This is a genomic window from Micromonospora kangleipakensis (assembly GCF_004217615.1).
Lineage (GTDB): Bacteria > Actinomycetota > Actinomycetes > Mycobacteriales > Micromonosporaceae > Micromonospora > Micromonospora kangleipakensis.
The window spans coordinates 5975963-5989012 of record NZ_SHLD01000001.1; the positions used below are offsets into that span (position 1 = coordinate 5975963).

Here is a 13050-nt window from a genome sequence, read left to right on the forward strand (position 1 = left end):
GACCGTCCCGCCAGGGCCGGCCGTCCGAACGATCATGGTGCGCCGGCCCGTACGCTGCCCCGGTGACCGACCCGCTCGCCGCAGCGGCCGCCGCGGCGGCCGTCTTCGCCGCCACCAACATCGACGACATCGTGGTGCTCACCGTGTTCTTCGTGGCGGCCCGGCACGCCGGCCGACCCCGCCCCTGGCACATCGTGGCCGGTCAGTACCTGGGCATCGGGGCGCTGGTCGCCGTCGCGGTGGTCGTCGCCGCCGGCCTGCTGGTCGTCCCCGACCCGTGGACCGGCCTGCTCGGCCTGCTGCCGATCGGGCTGGGGATCCGCGCCGTGCTCAGCCGCTCCGCCGACGACGGGCCGCCGGCCGTGGTCGGCAGCCTGCTCGGCGTCGCCGGGGTGACCATCGCCAACGGCGCCGACAACGTCGCGGTCTACGTGCCGGTGTTCCGCTCCCTGGACCCGGCGACCGGGCTGGTGTGGCTGCTGGTCTTCGCCGCCCTGGTCGCCGTCTGGTGCGCGGTCGCCGCTCTGCTGGGCGGCCATCCCCGGGTGGTCCGGCTGGTCGGTCGCGCCGGCCGCTGGCTGGTGCCTGCGGTCTTCGTCGCGATCGGCGCGACGATCCTGGTCACCTCCGGCGTCCTGACCCGCCTCGCCGAGCTGGCCGGCTGACTCGTCAGCCAGTCGACCCGGGTCGGTGGCTCAGCCCGGGTCGACCTCGGTGCCGTCAGGCCAGCTCGACCAGTTCGAGGAGGTCGTCGCTCCAGGCGTCCTCGTCGCCGTCGGGGAGCAGGATCGCCCGGTCGGGCTTGAGCGCCAGGACCGCGCCGGGGTCGTGGGTGACCAGCACGATCGCGCCGGGGTAGCGGGCGATCGCGTCGAGCACCTGCTCGCGGCTGACCGGGTCGAGGTTGTTCGTCGGCTCGTCGAGCAGCAGCACGTTCGCGCCGGAGCAGACCAGGGTGGCCAGCGCCAGCCGGGTCTTCTCCCCGCCGGAGAGCACCCCGGCGGGCTTGTCGACGTCCTCCCCGGAGAAGAGGAACGCGCCGAGGATCTTGCGCAGGTCCGTGTCGGTCTGGTCGCTGGCGGCGCTACGCATGTGCTCCAGGATCGTCCGGTCCACGTCCAGCGTCTCGTGCTCCTGGGCGTAGTAGCCCAGCCGCAGCCCGTGCCCGGCGTGCACCTCGCCGGTGTCCGGCTTGAGGAGGCCGCCGAGCATCCGCAGCAGGGTGGTCTTGCCTGCGCCGTTGAGGCCGAGGATGGCCACCCGGGAGCCGCGGTCCACCGCCACGTTGACGTCGGTGAAGATCTCCAACGACCCGTACGACTTCGACAGGCCGGTCGCGGTGAGTGGGGTCTTGCCGCACGGGGCCGGGGTGGGGAAGCGCACCTTGGCCACCTTGTCGGCGTGGCGTACCTCCTCGAGGCCGGAGATCAGTTTCTCGGCGCGGCGCGCCATGTTCTGCGCGGCGACCGTCTTGGTGGCCTTGGCCCGCATCTTGTCGGCCTGCGCCATCAGCGCGCCGGCCTTCTTCTCGGCGTTGGCCCGCTCCCGGCGGCGGCGCCGCTCGTCGGTCTCCCGGGCCTCCAGGTACGCCTTCCAGCCCAGGTTGTAGCCGTCGACCACCGAGCGGGTGGCGTCGAGGAACCAGACCTTGTTGACCACCGACTCCAGCAGCGCACCATCGTGGGAGATCACGATCAGGCCGCCCTTGTGGTTGGCGAGGAAGCCGCGCAGCCAGGTGATCGAGTCGGCGTCGAGGTGGTTGGTGGGCTCGTCGAGGAGGAGGATGCCGCCGCCGTTCTCGCCGGCGTCGCGGAACAGGATCCGGGCCAGCTCGATGCGGCGGCGCTGGCCGCCCGACAGGGTGCCGATGGTCTGGGCGAGGGCCCGGTCCGGCAGGCCGAGGTTGGCGCAGATCCGGGCCGCCTCGGCCTCGGCCGCGTACCCGCCGAGGGCCGCGAACTGGTCCTCCAGCGCGCCGTAGCGGCGGACCAGCTTCTCGTTGGCGTCGTCGGCGAGCTTCTCCTCGATCTCCTTCATCTGGGCCATCAGCACGTCCAGGCCCCGGGCGGAGAGCACCCGGTCGCGCCCGGTCACCTCCAGGTCGCCGGTCCGCGGGTCCTGGGGCAGGTAGCCGATCGCGCTGCGCCGGTCGATCTGCCCGCCGTACGGCTGCCCCTCCCCCGCCAGCACCTTCAGCGTGGTGGTCTTGCCGGCGCCGTTGCGGCCGACCAGGCCGATCCGGTCGCCCGGCTGCACCCGCAGGGTGGTGTCGGACAACAGGATGCGGGAACCGGCGCGCAGCTCCAGGCCGGTGGCAGTGATCATTTCGCAGTACTCGCTCTCGGGGATCCGGAAGGGCTGACTCAGGGCACGCGAAAGCGCCAACGGGTCAGATGTTCCCGTCGGCGCGGGGCGGTTCAGCCTTCGCAGCGCAGCACCCGCCAAGTGTACCGGGCGGCCCGTGGCGCCCCGCCCGGATTACCGAGCAAGATCATCGGGTACGGAATTCGCCATCCGGACCCGGTCCGGTACCGCAACCACCAAAAACGGATCAATCGGTGATCGGGGTCAACATGGAGCTGAACGAGAACGCGCGGATCGACACCAGCCAGGTGGACGACCGGCGAGGGTCCGGCGGAGGCGGCGGGATGGGCATTCCGATCCCGATCGGCGGCGGACGTGGTGGGATCGTCGGCATCATCATCGCCGTCCTCGTCGCGCTGGTCGGTGGCGGTTTCGGGCTGAACGCGATGAACGACGGCGGCTCGCAGGAGGGCGACAACACCTCGCTGCAGCAGAAATGCTCGGCACAGGACGCGCTGGAGCAGCTCGACTGCCGCAACACCCTGTACGTCAACTCGATCCAGGCGTACTGGACCAAGGCCCTGCCGGAGGTCTTCGGCGAGCAGTACAAGGCGTCCAAGACCGTCTTCTTCAGCCAGGGCGTCAACACCGGCTGCGGCCAGGCCGACTCGGGCGTCGGCCCGTTCTACTGCCCGGCCGACGACCTGGTCTACATCGACCTCACCTTCTACAAGCTCCTCGCCGACCAGCTCGGCGCCGAGGGCGAGTTCGCCCAGCCGTACGTGCTGGCCCACGAGTACGGCCACCACGTGCAGGACCTGCTCGGCACCGAGGCGCAGATGCGCCGCCAGCAGCAGCGTGACCCGAACAACGCCAACGCGCTCTCGGTGAAGCTGGAGCTCCAGGCCGACTGCTACGCCGGCGCCTGGGCGAAGAACGCCACCGGCACCTCGGACGAGCAGGGACAGAAGATCTTCAAGAGCATCACCGAGCAGGACATCCAGCAGGCGATCGACACCGCCGAGAAGATCGGCGACGACGCGATCTCCAAGCGCTCGGGCCGGCCGGTGAACCCGGACGAGTTCACCCATGGCACGTCGGAACAGCGCAAGCAGTGGTTCACCAAGGGCTACTCCACCGGCGACCCGAAGGCCTGCGACACCTTCGGCGGCAGCCTCTGACGCCGACCGGACCGCACCAGGACCCCGGCGCCGTGGTGGGCGACCCGGCGCCGGGGTCCCTCCGTGGTGGCACCACGGTCGCCGTGAGGCCACCACATGCATGACATCCGGCCACGGCTTCGGTCATCGGGGGCTCGGGTCACCCGAGCCGGGACACCTGGTAGTGGCTGATGAACCAGGCCTCGCCGATCCGGCGCACGATCACGCTGAGGTGGACGGTCAGGACCGGCCGGTCGGTGAAGGCGAAGTCGACACTCAGATAGCCGAGGACCAGGTCGTCGGCGAGTCGCCGGGTCTCGCGGATGTCGTACGCGGCGGTCATGCCGACGGGCTGGGCGGCGTAATACTCGGCGACGCCGTCGCGGCCGACAGTGTACGGATGCAGGCCTTGGAAGATCGCGTCGTCGGTGAAGTACGACGCGACGCGATCAGGGTCGTGAGCATTGACGGCGGACCTCCACCGGTCGAGGACGGTACGCAGAATCTGCGCCTCGGTGTTGGTCATGGTGGTCTCCCGTGCTGTTGGGCGGATGAGAGTGTGCGGAGGGTGGGGAAGGCTGACGCGCGACGTCGGCACGCTCGGTCTCGACACCGGCATGGCGTGGATCCCGTCGGGCGACCCGTTCCGGGCTTACCGGGCCGGCTGAGCCGGGTCGTTCGGGTGCGGTGACAACGGCGTGACGGAGTCGTGCCGCCACTCGCGCAGCGGCATCGACGCGAGGACCATTTCCAGCTGATCCCCATCGTCCGCACGGAAAAGTCCCCACGTACGCCACTCGCCCGGCCCCAGCGGCGGCCGCCACAGCCGCAGGAGACTGCCCTGCGCGGCCAGCTCAGCCGACCGCGCCGCCTCCCGCTCGCGCATCTCGGCGACCTCATCGACTGACGTGCCGTCCGGCACCGTGGTGACCATGTCAACGAGAAACTCCACTGCTCATACTCCCTCGCCGGGCGTACAACACTGCATATTTTGCGCGGAAACTGCTCTTATGGGGCGCGACTGTCGCCTCTGGTTCCTCGGCCGGATGCGGCCGCCGCGGACACCGCCGCCAACCGCTGAGGTCAGCCGGCGCGGTCGGGTGCCGGGTCGCGGACCAGGATCCGCACCGCGCGGGCCGCGGCGATCGCGCCGACCAGCACCGCGTGCCGGGGTTCCGGCACGTCGAGGAGCCGCTCGGCGCGCAGCGCGGCCAGCGGCGCGAGCCGACGCTCGGCCAGGACGGTGTCCACCGCGCGACGGTCCCCGCCGCAGACCAGGGCGCTCAGGATCGCCGCCTCCGGCAGCAACAGCCGCACGGCCAGCTCCACCGCGTCGCCCAGGGCCGCCTTCGCCTGGTTGTCCCGCCGCCGGGCGAACCGCTGCTGCGACCAGCCACCCGCGGCGGTGCGCCCCTGCACGTACCGGGTGTCCACCTTGGAGACCACCAGGTCGGTCCCAGCGGCGACGCCGACCGCCACCGCGCCCTTGCGGGCCAGCAGCAGGCCGAGCCGCCGGGGCGCGCTGACGGCCGCCACGAACCCGGGTACGTCGGCGCTCGCCGAAGCGCCGGGCGGGGTGTGCAGCTCGGCGGTCGCGCCGTCCGGGGCGGCGAGCAGCAGGCCGTACCCCTCGATGCTGGTGGTGGGCGGGCCGTGCCGGTCGGCGAAGCCCTCGACCCAGCGGGCGACGCGGGCCGGGTCGACCTCGACCCACCGGCCGCCCCCGGCTGCGGGTCGGCTGGTCACCGCCCGACCGTACGGCACGGCCGGCACCGTCCGTGCCCCCGGCCCCTTATCAGCCGGACAGCAGATACGCGCTCCCGGCCCCCCGATCGGCCGGGCAGCGGATCCGTGCCCCCGGCCCCCGATCAGCCGGGCAGCAGGGTGGCCACCGCGAGGGCGGCGATGAGCGCACTGGAGACCAGGCCGGTGACCAGCCGGCCACGGGGTCCGGCCAGGGCCCGGCCGACCAACGTGCCGCCGCCCGCGACGAGCAGTTGCCAGCTCGCCGAGGCGAGGAACGCGCCCGCCACGAAGAGCGCCGCGGTGGTGGCGTCCGGGTCGGCCGCGTCCCGCCGGCCGAGCACCAGCGCCGCGAAGTAGAGCACGGTGGTCGGATTGAGCAGGGTCAGCCCGAGTACGCCGACGAAGGCCCGGCCCGGGGTGGTGAGCCCGTTGCCGGCGCGGGCCGGTGCGGGTCGGGCGTCCGGCCGGCGGGCCCGCCAGGCGGAGCGCAGCCCGTGGGCGGCGAGGCCGAGCAGCACCAGCGCGGCGGCCACCCGCAGCGGCCCGGCGACCGGGGCGATGACGCCGGCCAGTCCCGCGCCGCCGATCGTCGCGACGGCCGCGTAGAGCCCGTCGGCGGTGGCCACCGCGAGCGCCGCGGCCGCCCCGACCCGGAACGAGGTACGGGCGCTGAGCCCGAGGATGAGGATCGCGATGGCGCCGACCGGGATGGCGACGCCGTAGCCGGCGAGCAGGCCGGCGAGGAGGGCGTCACCCATGGCGGGCGGGCCCGGACCACCTCCCGGCAGCCGCCGGCTGCTGTCGCCCCGCGTCGACGACGGCGTGGGCGGGGACAGCTGGGCGGATGCGGAGATCGGTCACCGGGTCATTGTGGCCGCGCCGGAGGGGCGGCGGAAGCGGATTTCGCGCCGACGGCCGGGGCCGCCCCCGCCGGGAACCGAGGCGGGGCCTCCGGGGGCCCGACAAGATCGTCTGACGTCCTCGGTCCTTCCACCCGGCGTGTCAGACCCGGGAACCGCAAAGGATCATGGCTGGTGGGCGGGCATCCGCCCCGCCGGCAGGTCCGGGAACGCGTCGAGCGCGGTGCCCCCGGGGGCACCGCGCTCGATGAGGACCGACCGCAGTCGGGTCAGACGTTGAAGCCGAGGGAACGGAGCTGGTCCCGACCCTCATCGGTGATCTTGTCCGGACCCCATGGCGGCAGCCAGACCCAGTTGATCCGGATGTCGTTGACCAGTCCCCCGCCGGGGCCGGTGGTCAACGCCTGCCGGGCCTGGTCCTCGATCACGTCGGTCAGCGGGCACGCCGCCGAGGTCAGCGTCATGTCCAGCGTGGCCACGTTGTCGTCGTCGACGTGCACGCCGTACACGAGGCCGAGGTCGACCACGTTGATGCCCAGCTCGGGGTCGACGACGTCCTTCATCGCCTCCTCGATGTCGGCGAGGGCCGCCTTGCCGCCCGTCGCCGCGGGAGCCGCGCCGGCCTCCGCCACAGCGCCGGCCGCCGTGCCGGTGATCTCCTCAGAACTCATGCCTTCACCTCCGTAGGGCTCACGCCCACGCCGGCGCGTGCCGCGGCATCCTTGAACGCCATCCACGACAGCAGCGCGCACTTCACCCGGGCCGGGTAGCGCGCGACACCCGCGAACGCCACCCCGTCTCCGAGCACCTCTTCGTCCGGCGTGACCTGGCCACGTCCGGACATCAACTCGACGAACGCCTCGTGCACCGTGGCCGCGTCGTCCGCGGCCCGGCCGCGCAGCAGCTCGTGCAGCACGCTCGCCGACGCCTGGCTGATCGAGCAGCCCATGCCGTCGTACGAGATGTCGGTGAACACCTTGCCGTCGGTGGCCACCCGTACGGTGATCTCGTCACCGCAGGTCGGGTTGACGTGATGCGCCTCGCCGACCCGGGCGTCCGCGTCCGCCGCGTCCCGCAGGCCACGGCCGTGCGGGTGCTTGTAGTGGTCCAGGATGATCTCCTGGTAGAGCTGGTCGAGCTGCATCAGTCGAACACCTTCCGCACCTGCTCGAGACCCGCCACCAGCGCGTCGATCTCCGCCGTGGTGGTGTACAGGTAGAACGACGCCCGCGTCATGGCCGGAACGCCGAACCGGGTGCACACCGGCTTCGCGCAGTGGTGCCCCACCCGCACCTGCACGCCGAGCGAGTCGAGGACCTGCCCCACGTCGTGCGGGTGGATGTCGCCGAGCGCGAACGAGATCGTCCCGCCCCGGCCGACCGGCACGTTCGGGCCGAAGATCCGCAGCCCGGGCACCGTGGCGAGGGCGTCCAGCGCGTACGCGGTCAGCTCCTTCTCGTGCCACTGGATGGCGCGCATCCCGATCCCGCTGAGGTAGTCCACCGCCGCGCCGAGCGCGACCGCCTCGGCGATCGGCGGGGTGCCCGCCTCGAACCGGGCCGGCGGCGCCGCGAAGGTGGACCGGGCCATGGTGACCGTCTCGATCATCGAGCCGCCGCCGAGCACCGGGGGCATCGCGGCGAGCAGCTCGCCCCGGCCCCAGAGCACGCCGACGCCGGTCGGGCCGCACATCTTGTGACCGGTGAAGACGATGAAGTCGGCGTCGTAGTCGACCACGTCCATCGGCATGTGCGGCACCGACTGCGAGCAGTCGAGCAGCAGCAGCGCGCCCACCTCACGGACCCGCTGGGTGATCCGCGAGGTGGCGTTGACCGTGCCGAGGATGTTGGAGGTGTGCACCAGCGAGACGATCTTCGTCCGCTCGGTGACCAGCTCCGCCAGCCCGGACTCGTCGAGCCGGCCCTGCTCGGTGACCGGGAACCAGCGCAGGGTCGCGCCGGTCCGCTCGCAGAGCAACTGCCACGGGACGATGTTCGAGTGGTGCTCCATCTCGGAGATCACGATCTCGTCGCCCGGCCCCAGCCGGAACCGCGGGTCGGCGTCGGGCCGCAGCGTGGCGTTGGAGAACGCGTACGCCACGATGTTGATCGCCTCGGTGGAGTTCTTGGTGAACACCACCTCGTCCACGCTCGGCGCGTTGATGAACGCGGCGATCTTCGCCCGCGCCCCCTCGTACGCCTCGGTCGCCTCGGTGCCCAGCGTGTGCACCGAGCGCGACACGTTGGCGTTGTGCATCGCGTAGTGCTCGGCGAGCACGTCGAGCACCTGCCGCGGCTTGTGCGAGGTGTTGGCGCTGTCGAGATAGACCAGCCGGTGCCCGTTGATCTCCCGGTCGAGGATCGGGAAGTCGGCGCGCACCGCGGCCACGTCGAAACGCGGCACGTCGTCGTACTGCGGCATCCCCTCGGGGATGGCGATGGTGGTCATCTCAGCGGCCCCTGTCGTTCGTGTCAGGCCCGCGCGGCGCCGGCTCCGGCGACGTACCGCTCGTAGCCCTCTTCCTCGAGCTTGTCGGCCAGCTCCGGGCCGCCCTGCTCGACGATCCGGCCGGCGACGAAGACGTGCACGTAGTCGGGCTTGATGTAGCGCAGGATCCGGGTGTAGTGGGTGATCAGCAGCAGGCCGGTGTCGCCGGTGTCGCGGACCCGGTTGACGCCCTCGCTGACCACGCGCAGCGCGTCCACGTCGAGGCCGGAGTCGGTCTCGTCGAGGATCGCCATCTTCGGCTTGAGCAGCTCCAGCTGCACGATCTCGTGCCGCTTCTTCTCACCGCCGGAGAAACCCTCGTTGACGTTGCGCTGGGCGAACGCCGGGTCCATCTGGAGGCGCTCCATGGCGCCGCGCAGCTCGCCGCCCCAGGTGCGCAGCTTCGGGGCCTCGCCGTCGATGGCGGTCTTGGCGGTACGCAGGAAGTTGGCGACCGAGACGCCGGGGACCTCGACCGGGTACTGCATGGCCAGGAAGAGGCCGGCGCGGGCCCGCTCGTCGACGGACATGGCCAGCACGTCCTCGCCGTCGAGGGTCACCGAGCCGCTGGTGATCTCGTACTTGGGGTGGCCGGCGATCGAGTACGCCAGGGTGGACTTGCCGGAGCCGTTCGGGCCCATGATCGCGTGGGTCTCCCCCGACTTCACGGTCAGGTCGACACCGGCCAGGATCGGCTTGAGCTCACCCTCGGGCAGCTTGACCGACACCTTCAGGTCGCGGATCTCCAGGGTGCTCATTATCGGGTCACTCCATTGCTCGGCGTCAGGCTGACGTAGATGTCGCCGTCGCGGACTTCGACGGGATAGACGGGAACGGGTTCGGTCGCGGGCAGCCCGGTGGGCTCACCCGTCCTAAGGTCGAAACGGGATCCGTGCAGCCAGCATTCCAGCGTGCACCCGTCGACCTCGCCCTCGGAGAGGGCCACCGCGGCGTGCGAGCACTCGTCGTACACGGCGTAGAAGTTGTCGTCCTCGCCGTGCACGATGGCGATCTGGGTGCCGTCCACGTCGGCGCTGATCGCGGTGCCCTTCGACACGTCCTCGGTCGAGCAGATCTTGATCATCAGGCGCCGGCCTTGGCCAGTCGCGCCTCGATCGCGTCGCCGAGCCGCTCGCGCAGCTCCTCGACCGGGATCTTGTTGATCAGCTCGGCGAAGAAGCCGCGGACCACCAGGCGGCGGGCCTCGCCCGCCGGGATGCCCCGGGCCATCAGGTAGAAGAGCTGCTCGTCGTCGAAGCGGCCGGTCGCGCTCGCGTGGCCGGCGCCGGCGATCTCGCCGGTCTCGATCTCCAGGTTCGGCACGGAGTCCGCCCGGGCGCCGTCGGTGAGCAGCAGGTTCCGGTTGATCTCGTACGTGTCGGTGCCGGTCGCCTCGGCGCGGATCAGCACGTCACCCACCCAGACGGTGTGCGCGCTCTCGCCCTGCAGGGCGCCCCGGTAGCCGACGTAGCTGCGGCAGTCCGGCACGGCGTGGTCGACCAGCTGGCGGTGCTCCAGGTGCTGGCCCGCGTCGGCGAAGTAGACGCCGTACAGCTCGGCCTCGCCGCCCCGGTCGGCGTACTCCACGCTGGTGTACTGCCGGACCAGGTCGCCGCCGAGGCTGACCTGGACGTGGATCACCTTGGCGTCCCGGCCCAGCTTGACCTTCAGGTGCTGCGCCTGGACCGCGTCGTCCGCCCAGTCGGCGATGGTGACCAGGGTCAGCTTCGCGCCCTCGGCCACCGCCACCTCGACGTTGTCCGCGAGGGTCGCGGAGCCCGCGTGCTCCAGCACCACGGTCACCTCGGCGAACCGGCCCACCTCGACGAAGGTGTGCCCGAACGCCACGCCCTCGGCGCCGTCGCCGACCACCCGCAGGCTCACCGGCGCCGCAACCACGGCCGAGGGATCCACCTGGACCAGCAGCGCGTCCGCGGCGCCGCCGTAGGCGAGCGCGCTGACCCGGTCGACCGGGGTGAGCACGCTGCCCACCCGCGGGTCGTCCGTGCCGATCCGGGAGACGGTGACGCCCTCGGGCAGGTCGCCGTACTCGTGCCGGACCGTGCCGGTCGCGGCCGGCGCCCCGCCGACCAGGCCGCGCAGGCGCTTGAGCGGGGTGAAACGCCACTCCTCCTCCAGGCCCGTCAGGGCCGGGAAGTCGGCGACGTCGTACGAGCGGAGCGCCTGCGACTTGGTGCTGGGCGGCGCGGAAGCCTGGGTAGTCATCTCTTCCTTGTGTTCTACGACGACGGTGTCAGTTAAACCGGAGGGCGGGCCGGGCCAGGCACGGCCCGCCGCAACGTGGACGGCGTCAGCCGACCGCGCCCTCCATCTGGAGCTCGATCAGGCGGTTGAGCTCCAGGGCGTACTCCATCGGGAGCTCCTTGGCGATCGGCTCGATGAAGCCGCGCACGATCATCGCCATCGCCTCGTCCTCGCTCAGGCCCCGGCTCATCAGGTAGAAGAGCTGGTCGTCGCTGATCTTGGAGACGGTGGCCTCGTGCCCCATCGACACGTCGTCCTCGCGGATGTCGACGTACGGGTAGGTGTCCGAGCGGGAGATGGTGTCGACCAGCAGCGCGTCGCACTTGACCGTGCTCCGGCTGCTGTGCGAGCCCTCCAGCACCTGCACCAGGCCGCGGTAGGACGTGCGGCCGCCGCCCCGGGCGATCGACTTGGAGATGATGGTGGAGGAGGTGTGCGGCGCGGCGTGCACCATCTTGGCGCCCGCGTCCTGGTGCTGGCCCTCGCCGGCCATGGCCACCGAGAGCACCTCGCCCTTGGCGTGCTCGCCGGTCATGTAGACCGCCGGGTACTTCATGGTGACCTTGGAGCCGATGTTGCCGTCGACCCACTCCATGGTCGCGCCCTCGTGGCAGACGGCGCGCTTGGTGACCAGGTTGTAGACGTTGTTCGACCAGTTCTGGATGGTCGTGTAGCGGCAGCGCGCGTTCTTCTTGACGATGATCTCCACGACCGCGCTGTGCAGCGAGTCGGAGGAGTACAGCGGCGCGGTGCAGCCCTCGACGTAGTGCACGTACGCACCCTCGTCGACGATGATCAGCGTCCGCTCGAACTGGCCCATGTTCTCCGTGTTGATCCGGAAGTAGGCCTGCAGCGGGATCTCCACGTGCACGCCCTTCGGCACGTAGATGAACGAGCCACCGGACCAGACGGAGGTGTTCAGCGCGGCGAACTTGTTGTCGCCGACCGGGATGACCGTGCCGAAGTACTCCTTGAAGACGTCCTCGTGCTCGCGCAGCGCGGTGTCGGTGTCCAGGAAGATGACACCCTGCTCCTCGAGGTCCTCACGGATCTTGTGGTAGACGACCTCGGACTCGTACTGTGCCGCGACACCGGCGACCAGCCGCTGCTTCTCCGCCTCGGGGATGCCCAGCCGGTCGTAGGTGTTCTTGATGTCCTCGGGCAGGTCCTCCCAGCTGGCGGCCTGCTTCTCGGTGGACCGGACGAAGTACTTGATGTTGTCGAAGTCGATCCCGGTGAGGTCCGCGCCCCAGGCCGGCATCGGCTTGCGGCCGAACAACCGCAGGCCCTTCAGGCGCAGGTCGAGCATCCAGGCCGGCTCGTTCTTCTTCGCCGAGATGTCCCGCACCACCGCCTCGTTGAGGCCACGCTGGGCGACAGCCCCGGCGGCGTCGGAGTCGGACCAGCCGTACTCGTAGCGACCGAGGGCGGCGAGCTGCTCCTCCTGGGTCAGGGGCTGGACGATCTGCTCGGTCATTTATCTGTCCTCACAGTGGTGACGGTGTTACCGGACTGGGCACGCGGCTGGGTCGGGATGTGCGTGGTGCACACCCCGTCGCCGTGCGCGATGGTGGCCAGGCGCTGCACGTGGGTGCCGACCAGACGGGAGATCACCGCGGTCTCGGCCTCGCACAGCTGGGGGAACTCGGCGGCCACGTGCGCCACCGGGCAGTGGTGCTGGCAGAGCTGGCCGCCGGAGGCGATCGTGGACGCGTTGGCAGCGTAACCCTCGGCGGTGAGCGCCTCGGCGAGCGCCTCCGCCCGCGCGAGGGGATCGTCGCCGGCGTCCTCCATCGCGGCCCGGCAGCGGTCCTCCAGGGCGGCGACCTGGTCGGCGGCGAACGCGTCCACCGCCTCCGGGCCGCCGTTGCTGGCGATCCAGCGCAGCGCGGCGGTGGCGATGTTGTCGTAGTGGTGGGTGCCGCAGCGGACCCGGGCGGCGTCGGTCAGCAGGAACACCTTGGCCGGGCGACCCCGACCGCGGCTGCCCCGCACCGTCTGCTCGCGGGCGACGACGTCGCCGTCGGCGAGCATCGCGTCGAGGTGCCGGCGGATCGCCGCCGGGCTGAGCCCGAGCGCCGAACCCAGCTGCGCGGCGGTGGTCGCCCCCCGCTCCAGCAGGAGCTGGGTGACCCGGTCCCGGGTGGAAAGATCGGACGCGGCCGCACCGGCGACCGGTGCGGTCGCCGGCAGGTGCTCGGAGAGCTCCGCCGCGTTTTTCACAACGC

Annotated in this window: 15 protein-coding genes; 2 read left to right on the forward strand and 13 right to left on the reverse strand. The window is 71.5% G+C overall.

Annotated features, from left to right (window positions below; translation table 11 throughout):
- The first annotated feature begins 62 nt into the window (after positions 1–62).
- Entirely contained in the window at positions 63–665 is a 603-nt protein-coding gene (locus EV384_RS28525; RefSeq protein ID WP_130338110.1) for a cadmium resistance transporter, read from the forward strand.
- A gap of 55 nt (positions 666–720) precedes the next feature.
- On the opposite strand, the gene EV384_RS28530 is transcribed toward EV384_RS28525, so the two are convergent.
- Positions 721–2325 carry an ABC-F family ATP-binding cassette domain-containing protein gene (locus EV384_RS28530; RefSeq protein WP_130338112.1) on the reverse strand — a complete coding sequence of 535 codons (1605 nt, stop codon included), beginning with the start codon at positions 2323–2325 and terminating at the stop codon, positions 721–723.
- Positions 2326–2573: 248 nt separating this feature from the next.
- Between EV384_RS28530 and ypfJ the strand changes: the two genes are divergently transcribed.
- Positions 2574–3485 (forward strand): KPN_02809 family neutral zinc metallopeptidase, encoded by a 912-nt coding sequence (ypfJ, locus tag EV384_RS28535; RefSeq protein ID WP_130340878.1) that lies wholly within the window; start codon positions 2574–2576, stop codon positions 3483–3485.
- A 139-nt stretch (positions 3486–3624) separates the two neighbouring features.
- Here the strand turns inward: ypfJ and EV384_RS28540 are convergent, their stop codons facing one another.
- From EV384_RS28540 to EV384_RS28595, 12 genes are all read right to left on the reverse strand, one after another.
- Positions 3625–3990 (reverse strand): SgcJ/EcaC family oxidoreductase, encoded by a 366-nt coding sequence (locus tag EV384_RS28540; RefSeq protein ID WP_130338114.1) that lies wholly within the window; start codon positions 3988–3990, stop codon positions 3625–3627.
- A 126-nt stretch (positions 3991–4116) separates the two neighbouring features.
- A complete protein-coding gene (locus EV384_RS28545) occupies positions 4117–4416 on the reverse strand; it encodes a muconolactone Delta-isomerase family protein (RefSeq protein ID WP_130338116.1) in 300 nt (99 codons plus the stop codon).
- 131 nt (positions 4417–4547) lie between these two features.
- Positions 4548–5210: an acVLRF1 family peptidyl-tRNA hydrolase gene (locus EV384_RS28550; protein ID WP_130338118.1), complete on the reverse strand. Its 663-nt coding sequence runs from the start codon at positions 5208–5210 to the stop codon at positions 4548–4550.
- A 122-nt stretch (positions 5211–5332) separates the two neighbouring features.
- Positions 5333–5968, reverse strand: a complete 636-nt coding sequence (locus EV384_RS28555; protein ID WP_130338120.1) for a LysE family transporter — start codon at positions 5966–5968, stop codon at positions 5333–5335.
- A 371-nt stretch (positions 5969–6339) separates the two neighbouring features.
- Positions 6340–6741 carry a metal-sulfur cluster assembly factor gene (locus EV384_RS28560; RefSeq protein ID WP_130338122.1) on the reverse strand — a complete coding sequence of 134 codons (402 nt, stop codon included), beginning with the start codon at positions 6739–6741 and terminating at the stop codon, positions 6340–6342.
- The gene (sufU, locus tag EV384_RS28565; protein ID WP_130338124.1) at positions 6738–7214 is read right to left on the reverse strand and encodes a Fe-S cluster assembly sulfur transfer protein SufU; all 477 of its coding nucleotides are present in this window, start codon (positions 7212–7214) and stop codon (positions 6738–6740) included. Before sufU ends, EV384_RS28560 begins: the two co-directional genes overlap by 4 nt.
- Positions 7214–8518 (reverse strand): cysteine desulfurase, encoded by a 1305-nt coding sequence (locus tag EV384_RS28570; protein WP_130338126.1) that lies wholly within the window; start codon positions 8516–8518, stop codon positions 7214–7216. Before EV384_RS28570 ends, sufU begins: the two co-directional genes overlap by 1 nt.
- 23 nt (positions 8519–8541) lie before the next feature.
- Positions 8542–9315, reverse strand: coding sequence for a Fe-S cluster assembly ATPase SufC (gene sufC / locus EV384_RS28575; protein ID WP_130338128.1), 774 nt, complete (start codon positions 9313–9315; stop codon positions 8542–8544).
- Positions 9315–9641 carry a non-heme iron oxygenase ferredoxin subunit gene (locus EV384_RS28580; protein ID WP_130338130.1) on the reverse strand — a complete coding sequence of 109 codons (327 nt, stop codon included), beginning with the start codon at positions 9639–9641 and terminating at the stop codon, positions 9315–9317. The genes sufC and EV384_RS28580 overlap by 1 nt, the downstream gene beginning before the upstream one ends.
- On the reverse strand, positions 9641–10783 hold the full coding sequence (gene sufD, locus EV384_RS28585; protein ID WP_130338132.1) for a Fe-S cluster assembly protein SufD: 1143 nt from the start codon (positions 10781–10783) through the stop codon (positions 9641–9643). Before sufD ends, EV384_RS28580 begins: the two co-directional genes overlap by 1 nt.
- Before the next feature lie 85 nt (positions 10784–10868).
- Positions 10869–12299 (reverse strand): Fe-S cluster assembly protein SufB, encoded by a 1431-nt coding sequence (gene sufB / locus EV384_RS28590; RefSeq protein WP_130338134.1) that lies wholly within the window; start codon positions 12297–12299, stop codon positions 10869–10871.
- Entirely contained in the window at positions 12296–13045 is a 750-nt protein-coding gene (locus tag EV384_RS28595; protein ID WP_130338136.1) for a helix-turn-helix transcriptional regulator, read from the reverse strand. Before EV384_RS28595 ends, sufB begins: the two co-directional genes overlap by 4 nt.
- Positions 13046–13050 lie beyond the last annotated feature (5 nt).